The sequence below is a fragment of the Rickettsiella endosymbiont of Dermanyssus gallinae genome (assembly GCF_019285595.1).
GTDB lineage: Bacteria > Pseudomonadota > Gammaproteobacteria > Diplorickettsiales > Diplorickettsiaceae > Rickettsiella_B.
The window spans coordinates 939,610-958,403 of record NZ_CP079094.1; the positions used below are offsets into that span (position 1 = coordinate 939,610).

The window sequence follows — 18,794 nt, forward strand, 5'->3', positions numbered from 1 at the left end:
GATTTATCTAATCATGCTAAAAAAAATTTTAAGCCTATGTTTTTTATTCAGCTGTTTTGTCAGCAGTCTGAGTGGATGTCATTCAGAAAGTGATGCGAAGCAAATTCGTGTAGGCACTATCAGTGGTCCTGAAACGCAATTAATGCAAGTCGCTAAATCAGTCTTATTAAAGCAAGCCGATTTGCCGCTGAAAATCATTGAATTTTCAGATTACTCACTGCCCAATAGAGCGTTAAATGAGGGTAGTTTAGATGCCAATATGTTTCAACATCGAATTTTTTTAGATGAAGAGATTAAAAATAAGCATTACCACTTAGTCGCGTTGGCTAAGATTTTTATTTATCCGATGGGTATTTATTCTAAAAAAAATACAGACTTTAGTGAAAATCCAACAAAATGCGATTATAGCCATTCCTAACGACCCGAGTAATGAAGCACGTGCCTTATTATTACTTCGGCAGGCTAGTTTGCTGAAGTTAAATCCGAATGCAAAAAGCCTTGCTACACCACGGGATATTATGGCTAATCCTAAACATTTGCAGATTAAAGAGCTAGATGCAGCACAATTAACCCGTTCATTGCCGGATGTGGATGCGGCAGTTATTAATAGCAATTATGCGGCACTGGCAAATCTTTATCCTCAACAAGATGCGTTGTTTTCGGAAAATAAAGATTCCGAGTACGCTAACTTGTTAGTGGTTAAAGAAAAGGATAAGGACGATCCAAAATTACAAGCGCTGGTAAAAGCCTTGCAATCTCCTGAAGTGGTAGCTGCTGCACAAAAATTATTCCATAACGAAGCGATCCCAGCCTGGATAAAAAAGTAAAAATATGCAAACACATGTCAAAGCGATTCTAAAATTATTAGGGGAAGATCCCGAGCGTGAAGGTTTAAAAAAAACGCCCGAACGGGTTGCCAAGTCACTGCGTTATTTAACCAGTGGCACACAACAATCACTTGAAACATTGATCAACGGCGCTTTTTTCAGTTCTACCATAACTGAAATGATTCTGGTTAAAGATATAGAATTATATTCTTTATGTGAACATCACCTGTTACCTTTCATTGGTCACTGTCATATTGCTTATATACCGAATGGTAAAATTATTGGCCTTTCAAAAATTCCACGACTGGTAGATTTTTATGCGCGACGTCTACAAATACAAGAGAATTTAACCTGCCAAATAGCCGATTCGTTGATGAACCTACTTGATGCAAAAGGTGTTGCTATTGTTATTGAAGCAAAGCATCTCTGTATGATGATGCGCGGCATAGAAAAACAAAACGCTTCGCTTAAAACATCGGTTATGTTAGGCGTTTTTCGTGATGATATGAAAACACGTGCAGAATTTTTGAGTTTACTAAATAGTCTTCGTCACTAGAATTGTTTTTTTTAAACTTTCTGTTTTATTTAATTCGTTGTTTGCACTCGAAGTAACGTGATAATAAAAGCAGATAAATAAACTAAGCCGCCGATAGCAAGCGTCACGCACATGCCCAATGTAAAGGGTGTAATCATCTTTAAGAGTGTACCGAAAATAGCAACGCCCAATAAACTACCAATTTGACGACTTGCATTAAATGCACCTGAAGAAATTCCAGCTTGTGCATTAGAGACAGAGTGCATGGCTGCAATGGTTGCAGCAGGCATCGTAAAGGCGGAGCCAAATCCCATCGCGGCTAAGGGTAAAATAAAATACCAATATGAAACATGAGGCGGAATGACAGCTAATAAGATGAATAAACTAAAAAAACCGATGCTGCCAATCACCAATCCAATCATCATCGGTAATTTTGGACCCGATAGGCTTGCCATTTTGCCGCCCAGATAAGAAGCAATCGCTGCCAGCCCAGGCTGCGGCAATATTGCTAAACCGGTCATTAATACGGAATACCCTGCTACCCGCTGAAAATATAAAGGTAGTACAAATAATTCGCCATAAAATCCGATATTCAACATCAGGCCAACAATGAGTGAGGCCGAAAAAGTTTTTGATTGAAAAAGATTTAAAGGAAGCATCGGTAATGCAGTACGTTTTTCAATTGCAATAAAAAGCGCAGATGTAATGACGAAGAGGCAAAAACTGCTGATAACGGGTAGTGAAAGCCAGCCGTATCTTCCGGCTTCAATTAAACTAAATGCTAGTGCAGCAATACTTATGATAATGCTAAGTTGCGCGGGCAAATCAAAACCACTTTTACAAATATTAGGTGGCGGATTAGCAACGTATTTCATGGTTAGAAAAATACCAAGTAACCCAATCGGCACATTAATAATAAACACGGCTTGCCAACCAAACCATGCGGTGAGTATTCCACCTAAAAGTGGCCCAGAAACAGCAGCAATACCCCCTATTCCTCCCCATATACCGACCGCTTTTGACTGTTCTTGTTTTGATTGATAAGAAGATTTAATTAATGCAAGTGATGTTGGTACCACTAACGCTGCAGAAAAACCTTGAAATAAACGGTAAAAAACTAATAACCCAGGATGCCGTGCGGTGGCACAGCCAATAGATGTCAATACAAACAACGACAAACCCACAATGAAAATATTTTTTGCGCCTAAGCTGTATTAGTTCAGATGTAATCGTACACAGAGCTTGAAAAAGCGAGAGTTTCCGGTTTTGATAGAGGTGCAAAACTTCGAATCAAAATTTAAAAACAGAGGAAACTCTCACGTTACATACTACTGATAAAATTATTAAACATAAAGTCGGATTGCTTAATTTAGCGGAGGAATTAGGAAACGTATCGAAAGCTTGCCAGGTCATGGGGCTATCTCGAGATACCTTTTACAGCTATAAATCAGCGGTTGAAAAAGGTGGAATGGAAGCCTTATTTGAAAAGAGCCGTCGTGAACTATGCCGTCGCCTATCCAGCCCACGGTCAACACAGGGCAAGTAATGAGTTACGCAAGGAAGGTATCTTTGTATCCGGCAGTGGTGTACGGAGTATCTGGGTTCGTCATTCATTAGAGAATTTTAAAGAACGTCTGAAGGCGCTAGAAACCAAGGTGGCTGAAGAAGGCATCTTACTAACAGAAGCACAGATTGTCGCACTTGACAAGTGAGTCGCTATGCTCCCGAAGAATTTCGGCCATCGTGTCCCCGAAATTCGTTCGCATGACGCGACTGAAATTAGGCCGCGATACGTCCTGCGTCCGGCACGCACTCACTCCTTCGGAGTTCATGCCCGTGCCTCCCACAAATGACTTTACGGCGTGATGCGTTTCCTGCTTCGCCCGTCAACGCACGCCTATCGCGGGCTCTTCGACTTCGCATTGCTTTCACAATGCTTTCCTGTCTCATCGAAGGAAAAAACACGATGATGAAGTGTGTGGTGAAATTGAGACAGTCCATCCTGGCTACCTTGGATCGCAGGATAGTTTTTACGTAGGGACATTAAAGGGAGTTGGTCGTGTGTACCAGCAAACATTTGTCGACACCTATAGTAAAATTGCTTTTGCTAAGCTGTATACGACGAAAACACCGATTACGGCAGCCGATATGCTCAATGACCGGGTATTACCGTTTTTTGAGGAGCACAGCTTGCCCGTATTGCGGATTTTAACTGACAGAGGCACAGAGTATTGTGGTAAAGCCGAACATCATGATTATCAGCTTTATTTAGCGCTTAATGACATTGATCACACAAAGACAAAAGTACGTTCACCTCAGACGAATGGAATTTGTGAACGTTTTCATAAAACTATTTTGCAGGAGTTTTATCAAATTACTTTTCGAAAAAAATTGTATTCAAGTATAGAAATGTTACAACACGATCTAGACGAATGGATTAATTTCTATAATAATAAACGAACTCGTCAAGGCAAAATGTGTTGTGGAAGAACACCTATAGAAACTCTCGTTGATGGGAAACAAATCTGGAAGGAAAAGTTTATTCACTAAACTTGAACTGACAGTCACTTCTTATAAACCGGCAACTGTACGATCAAGTCTGAGCTACTACATATAAAACATCCACGTCGCTTCGTTATTTTCTGCCGCATCACCTGAAAAAAACTCACCCGCGCCATATCCAAGCGGCACTCCTACCATAATCATCGTTAATAAACTTATCATTGTTGGCCAAAGAATATCTCCCCAGCCTCGCAAAGCACCTGCTGAAATAATACGAATAGAATCAGGCAATAACCCTAACATATTGACCCACAATAATGTTTCAGCGAGTATATGCGTTTCATGATCCTCAGCATCATCTAGAAAAAAATTCGCTAATGGTTCTCTACAAAAATAAAATGTGCTAGCAATGCTGCCATTGATCAACAACGCAATGGCATTACTTTGAATAATAGTCATTTTATTTCTATGATTCCACTGCATCGCTTCGGTAGTATCTTTTCGTTCAAGTGCTTTATCTTGTTTACGTTTGTTTCGTACCAGGAGCATACCCGTTGCTTGCGCGATACCTTGCAAAGAAGCGGCAATTAAACCAATATATTGAATAGATGGATTGGATGCTTTCAAATCTTTGTTACTGTGCATACCAATGACGGTTGCTATCAGCATCAAATTTCCCCACTCGGATAATCGTTGTAAGGACAATTTCCAACCCGAACTCAATAATTTGATTAGGATTTCTTTCAGAGGCGCATCTAATTTTTGGTAAAGTTGATATTTTTGATAACTATCTTGTAGAAACCACAATTTTAAGCCGGTGCAAACTCCAATTTGCGCCAGTGAACCACCCAAGCCTATTCCTAGCGCACCCAGATCTGCTTTAAACGCCAGTAAATAACTCAAGGCTGTTGTGGATCCAAACAGTACAGCAGCAACGCCGGGTGGAATAAACCAGTGGCCTTCATTCGATGAGACAGGAAAGCATTGTGAAAGCAATGCGAAGTCGAAGAGCCCGCGATAGGCGTGCGTTGACGGGCGGAGCAGGAAACGCATCACGCCGTAAAGTCATTTGTGGGAGGCACGGGCATGAACTCCGAAGGAGTGAGTGCGTGCCGGACGCAGGACGTATCGCGGCCTAATTTCAGTCGCGTCATGCGAACGAATTTCGGGGACACGATGGCCGAAATTCTTCGGGAGCATAGCGACTCACTTGAAAACCAATTTGTACATCGGTAACGATCATTAACATGGGGATATTACCAACGGCGCACCCTGCAAAAAAGTCACCCGCCGCTTTAGCGGTCTCTAATTCAAACATCAATGGAAAAATCCAGCGCGTTGAAACCATGGCAAGTGAACCTATTCCACCCAGTACCGCATTTAATCGCCAAGCGGCTTTTGCTGTGTTACCGGCGGCGCGATAATTTTCTTCTCCAACTAAGGCACTCATTTCAAGGCCCGTACTCAAACAAAAGCCAACGGAGCTTCCTAAAATAACAGATTGGTAAGGTGATACTAAAGAGCCAGCGCCCGCCTCAGTATTTCCAAGAGCCGCAATAAATTTGCCGTTTCCAACAATATAGGCTGAAAAGAAAAAACCATTTAGGCCATAAGCAATGGTTTTGACGGCAATGCTATCTTTCCATCGATGAGACAGGAAAGCATTGTGAAAGCAATGCGAAGTCGAAGAGCCCGCGATAGGCGTGCGTTGACGGGCGAAGCAGGAAACGCATCACGCCGTAAAGTCATTTGTGGGAGGCACGGGCATGAACTCCGAAGGAGTGAGTGCGTGCCGGACGCAGGACGTATCGCGGCCTAATTTCAGTCGCGTCATGCGAACGAATTTCGGGGACACCATGGCCGAAATTCTTCGGGAGCATAGCGACTCACTTGTGATGTTAGAAATTTCAAATGTATCCGGATCAGCAAGTTTTAGATTCCTTACGCCCATTCTGACTAAGCGATCGGCAGTGGCACCACCAATACCACCACAGCCAGCCACGCCAATAACCACATCGCGTAATTTTTCTTGCCGTTCACGCTGCTCTGTTTTAGTAGCGCCTAGCCAACCCAAATTTCTGTTTACGCGTTCCCAGTAGAACTCTTCATTCAAATCAGGTTTTGCACTATAGGTAATGTGTTCGGTATTCATAAGATATCCTTTTCTAAAAGTTAAAAAAATAATGAGATAATTCTATTAGAGATAGAAAGTGCAGTAATTCATTGCATGTCAGCAACGTCCCTAAGCATAAATTGTATTAAATTTGCTAAAGAGTAAAATAAATCTAATGCGTTTAAAAGCTACTAAATATAGCCATCGTCACAATGACAGATTTCAGGAAGGGACTTTCTTTAAGAAAAGAAAAATTCTGATTAGGCTAATCTGCGGGTGATAGAGAAGAAAGATAAAGATAATCTAAAATTACAAAAGTCTTGCAATATACCGATTCATCACTTGAATTGTTTTTCAAATTTTAAAAATTGATTTTCTAGTACCCATTGTAATTGTGCTTTTTCGTTAGCCTCTAGGAAGTATTGACACCGGTGAGAAAAACTATTTCGGCAAGCAGGTACTCGTTGATGATATTGATCATCTTCCCATAATGATTTACCCAGTAAAAAACTATAAGCAATGCTATTGCGTGCCAAATTTTTTAGCGTTAAATAAGAAAAATTGTAGCTTAAAATGGCTTTTTTATATTGTTCAGTTAGATTAGTTCGAAGTATACCCTGATCATCGGTAGATAATGCCACCGGTACTTTATAGTGCCTATATAATAATATCGGATGTGCTTTTCCTTTAATACCCAATATAGCCTCGTTACTACTTAAATTAATTTCTACTAAAATGTGTTTTCTTGCCATTTCTTTGAGTAATGAGCTTGAATTAGTTTCTTGTTGAATATCAATACCATGACCAATACGGTTTGCATGCGCTATTTCTACGGCTTGACGAATATGAAATCGTAGCCCACTGGCAGGAACTAAATCGGTGTTTAACTCGCCTGCATGCAAACTGATGTGTACTTTAGGATATAAACCATGCAAGAAGGCGATCATACGCATATGCCGCGTATAATCTCGCATAGCAATTTTTCCATCTTCAGGCTGAACAATATTAATTCCGAGTACACGCGCGTCTTTGCTCGCTAGTTCAAACCCTGCCAGTAATTGTGCAAAGACTTGTGCAGGTGGCTGTTCTCGTAATACTTGATAAAGATAACGTAGTTTAAAATCACGGCATGCCTTTACTTTTTCATCGTTATCAAGTTGTTCTGACATTTTGCTGACAATAGGGCCTAAACCATGGTTTAAAAGTGTTTTTCGTAATAGCCTTAAATTAGGGTTCCAACCAACTTGCTTGCCTAGCAGACCGGATGCATTATTATCTGGCGTTATCATAAGTTCTAAATAAAGCGAGTTTTGTGCGCATGCTTTTTTAACGACTTCGCTAATCATTTCGCGACGATGCTTGACTAAAATAGGCGCATATTTTTCAAATGTTGCAAAGAAATGATCATGGCCCGATTCTTTATCGCTATGAAAATTTCGCATCGACCACGCATCAATCGTTGCGTTATATAAATGAGGATAGTGAAGGAGGTTTTCTAAGCGATAAGCGGGACAACAAGCCGCTTGTTCCTGAGTAGACAAGGTTTGCTTGTTAATACACAGATGATCATTTTTAGCATAGCGAATCATATTTTCTGCCATGCTGGCGCCACCGAGATGATTATGTAAATCCCCCCCTTTGGGCATTGTTTTTAAAAAAATATCCAGTTGTTTAGGATCGTTTTTAATCGTGGCAAAATATTTTTCGGTGGCTTGTTCTGAGACGCTATGTGCATTCGCTGTGATACTAAGAAAAAGAATCGTAGTAAAAATCAGTTTCCGCATCATTATTAGGGCTTAGGTTGTGCGTCGTGGAATAATTTGAAAAAATTAGTGGTTGTTTGTTGTGCAATTTCTGCTAAGGGTAATTGACGAAGTTCAGCTAATTTTTCAGCAACATAGTGTACATAAGCCGGTTGACAGGATTTGCCGCGAAAAGGGGCCGGTGCTAAATAAGGTGAATCTGTTTCAATCAGGATTCGTTCTAGGGGAAGTTGCTGGGCAATCGCTTGTAATTCTTTAGCATTTTTAAAGGTCAGGATGCCGGAAAAGGAAATATAAAATCCTATTTCAATCGCAGCGGTCGCCATCGCTAAATCTTCGGTAAAACAGTGTAATACGCCACCCACTTTATCAGCGCCCTCTTCTTTTAAGATAGCTATCGTATCTTCTCGGGCATGACGTGTATGCACAATCAACGGTTTATTAACGGCTAACGCCGTTTGTATATGTTGTCGAAATCGTGCTTGTTGTTCTGCTTTTTTAGTTGTATCACGATAATAATCTAAGCCTGTTTCACCTATAGCGACTACTTTGGGGTGTTTAGCAAGCGCAATTAATTGTTCCAGTGATGGTTCTTCGGCGATATCTTCTGTGGGATGAATGCCGACTGAGGCAGACACATCGGGAAATTGCTCAGCAATAGACAGAACCTTAGGAAAATTTTCTAAATCAATACAAACACAGAGAAAATGAATAACACCCTGCTCTCTTGCAAAGGCTAATAGCTGACTCAAATCTTTTTGAAAATAATTTAAATCCAGTCGATCGAGATGACAATGCGAATCAACTATAGGGTACATACTTCACCTTGTAAGAACCAATGACAAAATAAATCTTCTAACAGCAATGATTGGTTTAAAGCTATTTTTGTATGTTGTTGTAACTCGATTAATTGATCAAAAAAATCGAGCAGGAAAGTAGGATCGAGTTCAGCCGCTAATGAACGCAACGGGATCGTTTGATCTTCCGATATAAAATGACACTTAATAAGATCACTGACAATTTTCATCAGACAGTGTAGCAACATGGATAAGTCTGTTTTTAAGTAGTTTTCAGTCAGTTTTATAGGATCAATTTCTTTTCTGCGTAGCTGTGCCAGCGCAAGGAGTAAGTCGGCATATAACTTATGCGCGTCTGTTTTAGCATATTCTAATGCTTTCAAAGGACCGCCATTCGCTAAATGGTAGAGTATATCAATAGCGTTCTCTGCTTCATCCACTTTATAGTCTAGTTGACTACGTACCCAGCTTTTTCCTAATGATGGTGGCGGTGGCGTAAAACGAATAAACTGACAACGACTACGGATAGTGGGCAGCAGTAACCCTGGCTTATCACTAATCAAAATAAATAAGGTACGCTCGGTGGGTTCTTCTAAATTTTTTAATAAGGCATTGCTGGCAGCGGCTAATAAGCTTTCAGCCGGATTAATGATAATTATCTTATAAGTCGATTGCGTGGTTTGGTTTGAATGCTGAATAAGATGGCGTATTTGCTCAATTTTAATCGCCTTACCCACATTTTCTGGAACAACACACGTTAGATCGGGATGGGTTTGCGCAGCAACTAATAAACAATTATTGCAGGTATGACAGGCACTTGCTGGGGTTATTGTCGCTTTACATAACAAGCTTTTTGCAAACTGCATAGCCAGTACATATTTTCCTAAGCCCGATTGTCCGGTAAAAAGTAAGGCATGTGGTAAGCGATTCGTGCGATGTAGTTGATTGAGATCACTCCATTGCTGCTGTTGCCAGGGTAAAAAATTATCCATGTTGTAACAGCTTATCTAATATTAGTTGAATTTGTTTTTGTACTTCTTTGAGTGGAAGACTGGCGTCGATGACATGATAATTATTTTGCGTTTGTTTTGCACGCGCAAGATAAGTATCACGGGCGCGATTAAAAAAATCAGCCGTTTCAGATTCGATGCGATCAATGTGTTTTCGGCGATGCGTTCGTTTTAATGCCAGCTCAACAGGCGCATCCAATAGGAGCACGCAATCAATTTTTAAATCTTTTTGTACCCATTTTTGTAAATCTTGAATAAAAGCTAAATCGATGCCCCGCCCGCCGCCTTGATAAGCATAACTGGTTTCGATAAAACGATCACAAATAACCCAATCACCCCGCGCTAGCGCCGGTTCAATCACGGTGTGAATGTGCTGCGCACGTGCGGCAAAGAAAAGTAATAATTCGGAGTCAGGCGTGATGGTTTCTTTAGAGGGATCAAATGTTAACACTAATTCTCTAATGGCTTCTGCCAAGGGTGTACCACCCGGTTCGCGTGTTACGGTCAGAGGAATATTTTTTTGTTTTAGATAGTCAGTGATAAATTTTAACTGTGTTGATTTTCCAACCCCTTCAATACCTTCTAAGGTAATAAAGCGCGCACGTGACATATTAATGGGAATGTACCTCATTTAACTGACAAAAAAGTGATTTCATTCGCTTGCTTAAATACCAAAGTGATTGGCAACCTTTCGTTTTTTTGCGAATAATCGGATAACGCATATCTAATTGATAAATTTGTACCGCTCGGTTGTGTTCAGCTAAGTTACTCGAAAATTGGTGACTACCATCACCTTTGGCAACAAAATAAAGATTTTGACTATTATCAGGATGTAGCGTGGCCTCAATGGAACTTAAACTCGGTATTGCAATCGGTGTAGGCGGTAAGCCTCTGCGAGTATAGGTATTATAAGGTGTATCTTTTCGCAAATCATCAACCGTTATTTTTCCCGTATAGTGCACGCCTAAACCGTAAATAATACTCGCGTCAATTTGTAAAGGAATTCCCTTTTGTAGGCGACGCGCAATCACACCTGAAATCATCGGCCGTTCTTTAGGAATAGCGGTTTCTTTTTCAACTAATGAAGCGGCAATTAGCGCTTCATAAGACGTTTTATACGGTAAATCGCTGGATCGCTTAAGCCATTCTTGGTTTAGCTTTTTTTCTAAAAGCTGGTAAGACCATTTTAATAAATCCGTATCTTTTGCACCTAAACTAAAATAATACGTGGCAGGAAAAAACAAACCTTCTGGATTTTCAGGCGGTAAGCCAAGGTTTGCCAATACTTGTTCAGGTGAAGTTTTATTGAGGGTATGTTTTACATAAGGCAATGCTTGTAAGGCGGTTAGAAACTGTTGAAAAGTCCAACCTTCTACAATAGTAAACCGATGTAAAATAACACGGCCTGACATCATTTGATCCACCAGCTGATAAGGTGTTGTGCCGGGATCAAATAAATATTCACCTGTTTTTAGTTTATTCGTTGCGCCTTTTGAATAAGCTAAAAAATAAAAAAAACGCGGATGTTGAATAAACCCTTGTGCTTGTAAATCATCGACTAAACGATGCATCGATGATCCGGGTTTAAATACATAATGAATGACTTCGGTTTTTGATAAGGGTGTTATCAAAAACCGATGGTATTGTATTGCAAAATACGTTAAAAAAATCGATACAACCAGAAGAATGAGAGCGATTGGCGTCAGTTTTTTAGACATGCCTACTATAAGCGTGCAAAAAGCAATGAGGCATTGGTTCCACCAAATCCAAATGAATTGGATAAGGCATATTCCATTTTTAATTCTTGGTATTTATTCGGAACAAAATTTAGACCGTTGTAGTCATCATCGTTGCTATTGGGATTTTCTGCATTAGGCGGATTACCTGGATTATCCAAGTTAATCGTAGGCGGTGCTTTTTGATCGCGCAACGCTAAAATAGTAAAAATAGCTTCAACCGCGCCCGCTGCACCTAACAAATGGCCAGTCATGGATTTTGTAGAGCTAATCGCTAAATTTTTTGTATGTTCACCAAATACACGACGGATAGCACGTAATTCTAGTTCATCACCTAAGGGTGTAGAAGTCGCATGCGCATTGATATAACCCACTTTTGTTTTATCGATATTGGCATCGTGTAGCGTATTTAACATAGCTGCCATAGCGCCTTGCCCATCCGGTGCAGGACTTGTCATGTGGTACGCATCGGAGCTCATACCAAACCCAACTAATTCAGCATAAATGGGGGCATTACGTTGTTTAGCCCGTTCGTATTCTTCTAACACTAAAATACCGGCACCATCACCTAATACAAACCCATCTCTGGCTTTGTCCCAAGGCCGACTCGCCGCTTGTGGATCTTGATTATGTGTCGATAAGGCACGGCATGCCGAAAATCCACCTAAACCTAAAGGCGTCGTCGCCATTTCAGATCCGCCAACTATCATGACATCCGCATCACCATAGAGGATGGTACGTGCGCCCAAACCGATATTATGTGTACCTGTGGTGCAGGCGGTGACAACCGCAATGTTAGGCCCTTTCATGCCATAACGAATAGAGATTTGGCCAGCCACCATATTGCTGATTGCACCGGGTATAAAAAAAGGTGATATTTTTCGGGGACCGCCTTTTTCGAGTTTGCTATGGTTTTCCTCAATAAAAGGTAACCCACCAATACCCGATCCAACCGCCACACCAATTCTATCTGCGTTTTTTTCAGTGATTTCGAGTTTTGAATCCGTAATGGCTTCAACCGCAGCGGCTAAGCCATATTGGATAAACAAGTCCATTTTTTTTAAATCGCGTTTATCGATATAGTTTGATCCCTCAAAACCTTTCACGCTTGCAGAAAACTGACAGGGGAATTTATCCGGCTCAAACGATTTAAAGAGTGAATCCGGCGCTGAGAAATCAATAGGCGCTATTCCACTTTTGCCAGCAAGAATAGCTTCCCAGGTTTCTTTAGTCGAAAGACCCAACGGGGTCACCATACCAATGCCGGTTATTACTATACGTCGTTTTTTTTTCACCGTTTGTCTGCCCCCGCAGTCATATTAAGTTTAAACGGATCCGCTTATGCCGATTTCTCATGTGCTTTTACATAATCAACCGCTTGTTGAATGGTGCGGATTTTTTCGGCATCTTCATCGGGGATTTCAGTATCAAATTCTTCTTCTAATGCCATCACGAGCTCAACGGTATCTAAAGAATCGGCGCCTAAATCATCAACAAAGGAAGCTTCCATGGTGGCATCTGCTTCTGGGATGTCTAGTTGTTCAATGACGACCTTTTTCACACGTTCTTCAATTGTACTCACTCGCATCTCCTCTCTATTTAGTAAAAAACCTGTCGCTTAGTTTATTCAATTCTTGCTGGAACGCAAGTAGCGTCATTAAATTGAACTGACGCTATTGAATCTATTTGGAAAATTTTTTTTAAAAAGCCGTTCAAACCATAGCCATTCCGCCATTCACATGCAGTGTTTGGCCGGTAATATAATCTGCCCAAGGGGATGCTAAAAAGACACAGGCTTGTGCAATATCATTTGGTTTACCTAAACGATTCGCTGGAATTTTTTGCAATAAGAGTTTTTTTTGCTCCTCATTGAGCTTGACTGTCATATCGGTTTCTATGAAGCCGGGTGACACCACGTTAGCGGTGATGTTTCGCGTAGCGACTTCTTGGGCTAAGGCTTTAGTAAAACCAATGATGCCTGCTTTAGCGGCGGCGTAGTTAGCTTGGCCGGGATTCCCCGTGGTACCTACGATCGATGAGATAGTAATAATACGGCCATAGCGCGCTTTGAGCATGGATTTCAAACATTGTTGTGTTAAATGAAAAACCGCATTTAAATTTGTTTCTATCACCGCATTCCACTCATCATCTTTCATGCGTAATAAAAGATTATCACGCGTAATGCCCGCATTGTTAACCACAATTTCAACGGCCCCAAACGTTTTTAGCTCGTTAAATAAATTTTCTATTGAGCTTGGATCGGTAATGTTTAATACAAAACCTTGGCCATTTAAACCTAATTCTTTGAATTGCTTAGAAATATTTTCTGCGCCTTCTGCAGTTGTTGCCGTCCCTGCTACTTTGGCACCTTGTTTTGCAAATTCTAAGGCAATGGCGGCACCAATACCCCGGCTAGCGCCGGTAACTAATGCAACCTTATTTTCTAGTAATAACATAAAAGATCCTTACGCGACTAAAGCACTTTTAAATGTTTCAGGGTTTTGTATTGATAAGGTAGGGATATCCGTAATACGTTTATTTAAACCGGCCAATACTTTACCTGATCCACATTCTATAAGTTGTTCAATACCTCGTTTTTCTAAGTATTGTATAATTTCCACCCAACGTACGGGGCTAGATAACTGTCTTACTAACGCATCTTTAATCGCTTCGGGCGTTTCCTCTATTTTGACATCCACATTATTAATGATAGGAAATCGCGGCGGTAAAAAAGAAACGGTATTTAAGTAGTCAGCGAGACGTTCTGCCGCGGGTTTCATTAACGCACAATGCGAAGGAACACTGACTGGGATACGTTTGGCTAATTTAGCGCCTGCTTGTTTCGCTTTTTCCACTAATCTATCAACCGCTTCGCTGTTTCCTGCCACAACGGTTTGCCCAATGGAATTGTAATTTGCCGGCGATAATACTTGGCCTTGCGCTAACGAGGTACACAGTTCTTGCAGTGCGCTATCTTCTAAACCAACGATTGCCGCCATGGCGCCCACGCCGCTAGGAACGGCTTCTTGCATTAATCGTCCTCGTTCAGCCACCAATCGTATCGCGGCAGAAAATTCGAGTGCGCCTGAACACACCAAGGCAGAATATTCACCCAGGCTATGGCCGGCCATTAATAGCGGAAGTTTGCCGCCCTCTTTTTGCCAAAGTCGCCAAAGTGCAACGCTGGCAGCCAACAAAGCAGGCTGTGTGTTTTGAGTTTGGTTCAGTTGTTCGGCCGGACCTTGTTGACTGAGTTGCCAAAGATCAAACGCTAATGATTGCGAAGCCTCAACAAAGGTTTCTTCGATCAAGGGATAATGCGCAGCAAGTTCAGATAACATGCCAACGGCTTGTGAGCCTTGACCAGGGAAAATAAAAGCAATTTTTTTAGGCATAGTTCTCTTTATTCAAATTAATATCTGACTAAGGCAGAGCCCCACGCTAACCCTGCTCCAAAGCTTTCCATCAGTAATAACTGTCCACGCTGTATTCGACCATCACGTATAGCGGTATCTAACGCTAAGGGTACAGACGCTGCCGAAGTATTTCCATGTTGATCCACCGTAATAACGACTTTATCCATAGACAGCTTAAGTTTATCAGCCATCGCCGTGATAATACGTAAATTAGCTTGATGGGGTATTAGCCAATCAATCGTTGATGCTTGAATATTGTTTGCTTGCAAGGTTTCATCTAAAATTTCACTTAATTTACTGACGGCAATTTTAAATACCTTGTTTCCTTGCATAACCAAGTGGGCTTTTTCTTCACGTAATCCGGTACCTAAAAAAAGTAGATCTTTATAGGAACCTGCAGCATGAAGATGCGTAGAAATAATACCGGGCGTATCGCTGGCTTGCAAAACAACGGCACCCGCGCCATCACCAAATAAGATACATGTTGAGCGATCTTCCCAGTTAATGATGCTCGACATGGTCTCGCTGCCAATCACCAAAGCTGAATTGATTTGACCGTTACGAATGAACTGATCCGCAACACTTAAAGCATAATTAAAACCAGCACATGCCGCAACGACATCAAATGCAGGACAACCATCAACGGCTAAAGCAGATTGTACTAAACAAGCCGTACTGGGGAAATATTTATCAGGGGTACTGGTCGCAACAATAATTAATTGTATATCCTTTGCCGCACAACCCGCGGCCTCTAAAGCTTTTTTTGCAGCGGCTGCTGCCATGGTTGAGGTGGTATCCGAAGCATCGGCTAAATGACGTGCGCGGATTCCTGTGCGTGAGACTATCCATTCATCGGTGGTATCAATACCCCGTTTAATGAGGTCAGCATTGCTTACGCTATTTTTAGGCAAATACGCGCCTGTACCAGCAATTCTAGAATATTTCATAGGCTACTATCAGATTCTTTTAATAGTCCAATAACCTGTTCTTGAATACGTTCGGGAATATTCTTTTTCACTTCTAAGACGGCTTCATTAATTGCATTTTTAAAGGCTAAGTCATTTGCACTACCATGACTTTTAACCACAGTACTTTTCAAGCCGACTAAGCTAGCACCATTGTAATGTGCGGGATCCATTCGTTTACGTAATCCTTTTAAGACATGTAACGCCGCTAAGCCAGAAAGCTTTGAAAACCAATTGCGATTAAACGCTAATTTCGTGTAATGACCAACCAGTTTAGCGACACCTTCTGTTACTTTTAACGCAACGTTTCCTACAAAACCATCACAGACGATGACGTCAGCTACGTCTTGGTAAATCGCGTCGCCTTCCACGTAGCCAATATAATTAAGGCTACTCGCTTTTAATATTTCAGCGGCTTTTTTTACCTGTTCGTTACCTTTTATTTCCTCGGAACCAATATTCAGTAACGCCACGCGCGGACGATCAATATTGTCCACTTCTGAGCTTAATACTGAGCCCATCACCGCAAATTGAAAGAGCGATTCGGGTTGTGAATCGACATTTGCCCCTAGATCAAGGACACGCACTTTGGTGTTTTCTTTCATGGTGGGGAGCATGGCAGAGATAGCGGGTCTATCAATCCCGGGTAAGGTTTTTAGTACAAAACGGGCCGTTGCCATGAGCGCACCGGTATTTCCGGCACTGACACAGGCCTGCGCCTGGCCATCCTTAACCAAATCAATCGCGACGCGCATCGATGAGTCTTTTTTACCGCGCAACGCTAAAGCCGGTGGCTCGTCCATGGCGACGGTTTGCGAAGCAGGATGTATTTTTAGACGCTCAGGAATAGCTACTTTACTAAGGCGAAGTTGCCGGTTTAAAACAGCCGGATCGCCGACAAGGATGATGCTTAGGTTGGCATCATCTTCAAGGGACATGAGTGCCGCAGGCACGGTCACAGAAGGCCCATGATCGCCTCCCATGGCATCAATTGCGATTGTGTAGAGGGTCATTAAAGGGGTTATTCCTTAGCTGCTACGACCTTTTTTCCACGATAATAGCCATCTTTAGTGATGTGGTGACGTAAATGTGTCTCGCCGCTTTTAGCATCAATCGCCAAGGAAGGTGATGTTAAAGCGTCATGCGCACGTCGCATGCCTCTTTTAGAGCGGGATTTGCGTGATTTTTGGACTGCCATAGAAGGCCCTCAGTAAACAACGTTGAAAGGGGCGTATTATGAGGTTTACGCTGTAAAAAAACAACCTTGATTTCGTTTAAATTACGGAGGCGATGGGTCCTGCCGCTTCGGCACCCTGTTGTTGCTAAACCGCAACACAGGGGACCCTCCTACGCGTCACCCGTCGATGGGGCTTTTAGCGTTGTTAATTCGTTATATTTTTTTAACAGCTGTTCGGGGGACTCGGGGGTTTTGGTATCGACGAGGATACAAGCCACCGGGCAGACTTGGACGCATTGTGGCGCATCAAAATGACCAACGCATTCGGTGCATTGGTTAGGATTGATTTCATAGATGAGCTCACCTTGTGAAATAGCCTCGTTCGGACATTCAGGCTCACAGACGTCACAATTAATGCAGTCATCAGTAATGAGTAATGACATAGTCTCGCTTTTTTTTCATATTATAGTTTAACTTTGGTGCGTTCTTTTAAGGCTTGTGCAACGATAGCGGGTACAAACTGTGTCACATCGCCCCCTAGTTTGGAAATTTCTCGGACCAGGTTCGCTGAGATAAAGGAGTGTTGCTCCGCCGGCGTTAAAAACAAGGTTTCTAGCTCGGGCATCATATTACGGTTCATGCTAGCTAATTGAAACTCATATTCAAAATCCGAAACAGCGCGTAACCCTCGTAGAATAACATGTGCATGGTGTTGTCGTGCACAGTCAATCAATAAGCCTTCAAAACCAGTGACTTCAACATTGGCCAAGCCTTTCAAGGCCTCCTGTGCTAATTCGATGCGTTTATTCAGATCAAATAAAGGGGTCTTACTCGGGTTTTTAGCCACCGCAACAATCACCCGCTCAAATAAACGCGATGCGCGTTGCGCCAGATCAAAGTGCCCGTTAGTGAGGGGATCAAAGGTACCGGGATAAATAACGGTCTTATTCATAGGGGGTGCGTTCCTAAAACAAATCCTAACAGCAGTAAGGCGCCTACCCAACTATTATTAAGGAAGGCTCTAAAACAACGTTCAGGGTTTCTATCCTTGATCAAGTAATGTTGATAAACAAACAAACTCGCCGCTAGGCTTAAAAACAAATAATAACTCGCCTGCAGTTTGAGTAAAAACCCTAATAAAATCAACAAGGCCATAAAACTAGTCTGTATGGCTGCAATAAATAGACGATCATGCCGGCCCAATAACAGTGCCGTTGATTTAACGCCTATATGTCTATCATCTTCCCTGTCCACCATGGCATACATCGTATCATAGGCTAATGGCCATAAAACGGCCGTCATAAAGAGCAACCACGCCATAGGTGGAACTTGATTCATTTGCGCGGCAAATGCCATAGGGACTCCCCATGAAAAAGCCAAACCTAATACCATTTGTGGCCAATACGTAAAACGTTTTGCATAAGGATAAATCAATGCCAACCCAAGGCCGATAATAGAAAGCTTGATGGTGAGTGCATTCAGTTGCAGTACCACACAAAGTGCCAAAAAACAGGTGCCTGCTAATAAGCCGAGTGCTCCTTTAAGCCCTACTTCGCCAGTCACTAGCGGTCTCTTTTTAGTCCGTGCCACCAAGCCATCGAAGTTTCTATCGGCAATATCGCTAGCCACACAACCTAACCCACGTGTCAAAAAAGTCCCTAGCGTAAATAAAAAAATCAGCTTTAAAGAAGGATGCCCTTCGCCTGCTAAACATAAGGCCCATAACGTAGGCCCTAGCAGTAAAAAACCACCGATGGGCTGATGTAGTCGTAGTAAATGTGCGTAGGGTCGTAAACGGGTTAGCTGCTTCATGAAAGGTATCGTATAATAAGCAAGAAGAAAATCGATTGCATTGATATACTCACAGCAATGGGGTTTTCGGCAAGGCGCCGCGAAAATGAGCAACCGCAGTGTATATGACATACATGAGGATTGCGAATTGAGCGGGAACAC

Annotated in this window: 24 protein-coding genes and 4 pseudogenes; 8 read left to right on the forward strand and 20 right to left on the reverse strand. The window is 41.9% G+C overall.

Going from position 1 to position 18,794, the window contains the following annotated elements:
- Positions 1–13: 13 nt before the first annotated feature.
- The 3 genes from KX723_RS09745 to folE are packed head-to-tail and all read left to right on the forward strand — an operon-like array spanning position 14 to position 1,383.
- Positions 14–418, forward strand: coding sequence for a MetQ/NlpA family ABC transporter substrate-binding protein (locus tag KX723_RS09745; protein WP_281421183.1), 405 nt, complete (start codon positions 14–16; stop codon positions 416–418).
- Positions 381–827 carry a MetQ/NlpA family ABC transporter substrate-binding protein gene (locus KX723_RS04710; protein WP_281421184.1) on the forward strand — a complete coding sequence of 149 codons (447 nt, stop codon included), beginning with the start codon at positions 381–383 and terminating at the stop codon, positions 825–827. The genes KX723_RS09745 and KX723_RS04710 overlap by 38 nt, the downstream gene beginning before the upstream one ends.
- A gap of 4 nt (positions 828–831) precedes the next feature.
- Entirely contained in the window at positions 832–1,383 is a 552-nt protein-coding gene (gene folE, locus KX723_RS04715) for a GTP cyclohydrolase I FolE (protein ID WP_218814901.1), read from the forward strand.
- Between the two features lie 29 nt (positions 1,384–1,412).
- On the opposite strand, the pseudogene KX723_RS04720 reads toward folE, so the two are convergent.
- Positions 1,413–2,558 (reverse strand): annotated as a pseudogene (locus KX723_RS04720) (MFS transporter); the annotation flags it as partial.
- A gap of 164 nt (positions 2,559–2,722) precedes the next feature.
- Here KX723_RS04720 and KX723_RS09845 point away from each other — a divergent pair.
- A complete protein-coding gene (locus KX723_RS09845) occupies positions 2,723–2,908 on the forward strand; it encodes a helix-turn-helix domain-containing protein (RefSeq protein ID WP_425516594.1) in 186 nt (61 codons plus the stop codon).
- Positions 2,847–3,071, forward strand: a pseudogene (locus KX723_RS09850) (IS481 family transposase); the annotation flags it as partial. The gene KX723_RS09845 and the pseudogene KX723_RS09850, both read left to right, overlap by 62 nt.
- Positions 3,072–3,141: 70 nt before the next feature.
- Here the strand turns inward: KX723_RS09850 and KX723_RS04730 are convergent.
- Complete coding sequence (locus tag KX723_RS04730; RefSeq protein WP_218813323.1) at positions 3,142–3,312, reverse strand: hypothetical protein; 171 nt, start codon at positions 3,310–3,312, stop codon at positions 3,142–3,144.
- Between the two features lie 3 nt (positions 3,313–3,315).
- Here KX723_RS04730 and KX723_RS04735 point away from each other — a divergent pair.
- A pseudogene (locus KX723_RS04735) lies at positions 3,316–3,912 on the forward strand (integrase core domain-containing protein); the annotation flags it as partial.
- Between the two features lie 57 nt (positions 3,913–3,969).
- Here the strand turns inward: KX723_RS04735 and KX723_RS04740 are convergent.
- A complete protein-coding gene (locus KX723_RS04740; RefSeq protein WP_218814903.1) occupies positions 3,970–4,860 on the reverse strand; it encodes an MATE family efflux transporter in 891 nt (296 codons plus the stop codon).
- Here KX723_RS04740 and KX723_RS04745 point away from each other — a divergent pair.
- Positions 4,833–5,003, forward strand: coding sequence for a hypothetical protein (locus tag KX723_RS04745; RefSeq protein WP_218813291.1), 171 nt, complete (start codon positions 4,833–4,835; stop codon positions 5,001–5,003). The two genes, KX723_RS04740 and KX723_RS04745, sit on opposite strands and share 28 nt — an antisense overlap.
- A gap of 11 nt (positions 5,004–5,014) precedes the next feature.
- Here KX723_RS04745 and KX723_RS04750 read toward each other — a convergent pair whose 3' ends face one another.
- On the reverse strand, positions 5,015–5,314 hold the full coding sequence (locus KX723_RS04750) for a hypothetical protein (RefSeq protein ID WP_218813292.1): 300 nt from the start codon (positions 5,312–5,314) through the stop codon (positions 5,015–5,017).
- Positions 5,315–5,512: 198 nt separating this feature from the next.
- Between KX723_RS04750 and KX723_RS09675 the strand changes: the two genes are divergently transcribed.
- Positions 5,513–5,683 (forward strand): hypothetical protein, encoded by a 171-nt coding sequence (locus tag KX723_RS09675; RefSeq protein WP_218813323.1) that lies wholly within the window; start codon positions 5,513–5,515, stop codon positions 5,681–5,683.
- 123 nt (positions 5,684–5,806) lie between these two features.
- Here KX723_RS09675 and KX723_RS09855 read toward each other — a convergent pair.
- From KX723_RS09855 to ubiA, 16 genes and pseudogenes are all read right to left on the reverse strand, one after another.
- A pseudogene (locus KX723_RS09855) lies at positions 5,807–6,016 on the reverse strand (hypothetical protein); the annotation flags it as partial.
- 299 nt (positions 6,017–6,315) lie between these two features.
- Complete coding sequence (locus tag KX723_RS04760; protein WP_246562423.1) at positions 6,316–7,764, reverse strand: adenosine deaminase family protein; 1,449 nt, start codon at positions 7,762–7,764, stop codon at positions 6,316–6,318.
- 2 nt (positions 7,765–7,766) lie between these two features.
- The gene (locus tag KX723_RS04765) at positions 7,767–8,558 is read right to left on the reverse strand and encodes a TatD family hydrolase (RefSeq protein WP_218813294.1); all 792 of its coding nucleotides are present in this window, start codon (positions 8,556–8,558) and stop codon (positions 7,767–7,769) included.
- Entirely contained in the window at positions 8,546–9,529 is a 984-nt protein-coding gene (holB, locus tag KX723_RS04770) for a DNA polymerase III subunit delta' (protein ID WP_218813295.1), read from the reverse strand. Before holB ends, KX723_RS04765 begins: the two co-directional genes overlap by 13 nt.
- Positions 9,522–10,157, reverse strand: coding sequence for a dTMP kinase (gene tmk / locus KX723_RS04775; RefSeq protein WP_246562424.1), 636 nt, complete (start codon positions 10,155–10,157; stop codon positions 9,522–9,524). The genes holB and tmk overlap by 8 nt, the downstream gene beginning before the upstream one ends.
- A gap of 1 nt (position 10,158) precedes the next feature.
- A complete protein-coding gene (gene mltG, locus KX723_RS04780) occupies positions 10,159–11,265 on the reverse strand; it encodes an endolytic transglycosylase MltG (RefSeq protein WP_218813296.1) in 1,107 nt (368 codons plus the stop codon).
- A gap of 5 nt (positions 11,266–11,270) precedes the next feature.
- Positions 11,271–12,578 carry a beta-ketoacyl-ACP synthase II gene (gene fabF / locus KX723_RS04785; RefSeq protein WP_218813297.1) on the reverse strand — a complete coding sequence of 436 codons (1,308 nt, stop codon included), beginning with the start codon at positions 12,576–12,578 and terminating at the stop codon, positions 11,271–11,273.
- A gap of 44 nt (positions 12,579–12,622) precedes the next feature.
- Entirely contained in the window at positions 12,623–12,865 is a 243-nt protein-coding gene (gene acpP, locus KX723_RS04790; RefSeq protein WP_218813298.1) for an acyl carrier protein, read from the reverse strand.
- A 130-nt stretch (positions 12,866–12,995) separates the two neighbouring features.
- A complete protein-coding gene (gene fabG / locus KX723_RS04795) occupies positions 12,996–13,739 on the reverse strand; it encodes a 3-oxoacyl-ACP reductase FabG (RefSeq protein ID WP_218813299.1) in 744 nt (247 codons plus the stop codon).
- Between the two features lie 9 nt (positions 13,740–13,748).
- Positions 13,749–14,678 carry an ACP S-malonyltransferase gene (fabD, locus tag KX723_RS04800; RefSeq protein ID WP_218813300.1) on the reverse strand — a complete coding sequence of 310 codons (930 nt, stop codon included), beginning with the start codon at positions 14,676–14,678 and terminating at the stop codon, positions 13,749–13,751.
- Positions 14,679–14,695: 17 nt separating this feature from the next.
- Complete coding sequence (locus KX723_RS04805; protein WP_218813301.1) at positions 14,696–15,646, reverse strand: beta-ketoacyl-ACP synthase III; 951 nt, start codon at positions 15,644–15,646, stop codon at positions 14,696–14,698.
- Positions 15,643–16,677 (reverse strand): phosphate acyltransferase PlsX, encoded by a 1,035-nt coding sequence (gene plsX / locus KX723_RS04810; RefSeq protein ID WP_218813302.1) that lies wholly within the window; start codon positions 16,675–16,677, stop codon positions 15,643–15,645. The genes KX723_RS04805 and plsX overlap by 4 nt, the downstream gene beginning before the upstream one ends.
- Positions 16,678–16,685: 8 nt before the next feature.
- Positions 16,686–16,862 carry a 50S ribosomal protein L32 gene (gene rpmF, locus KX723_RS04815; protein ID WP_218813303.1) on the reverse strand — a complete coding sequence of 59 codons (177 nt, stop codon included), beginning with the start codon at positions 16,860–16,862 and terminating at the stop codon, positions 16,686–16,688.
- A gap of 149 nt (positions 16,863–17,011) precedes the next feature.
- Positions 17,012–17,284 carry a YfhL family 4Fe-4S dicluster ferredoxin gene (locus KX723_RS04820; RefSeq protein WP_218813304.1) on the reverse strand — a complete coding sequence of 91 codons (273 nt, stop codon included), beginning with the start codon at positions 17,282–17,284 and terminating at the stop codon, positions 17,012–17,014.
- 20 nt (positions 17,285–17,304) lie between these two features.
- A complete protein-coding gene (gene coaD / locus KX723_RS04825) occupies positions 17,305–17,793 on the reverse strand; it encodes a pantetheine-phosphate adenylyltransferase (protein ID WP_218813305.1) in 489 nt (162 codons plus the stop codon).
- Entirely contained in the window at positions 17,790–18,653 is an 864-nt protein-coding gene (gene ubiA, locus KX723_RS04830) for a 4-hydroxybenzoate octaprenyltransferase (RefSeq protein WP_218813306.1), read from the reverse strand. The genes coaD and ubiA overlap by 4 nt, the downstream gene beginning before the upstream one ends.
- Positions 18,654–18,794 lie beyond the last annotated feature (141 nt).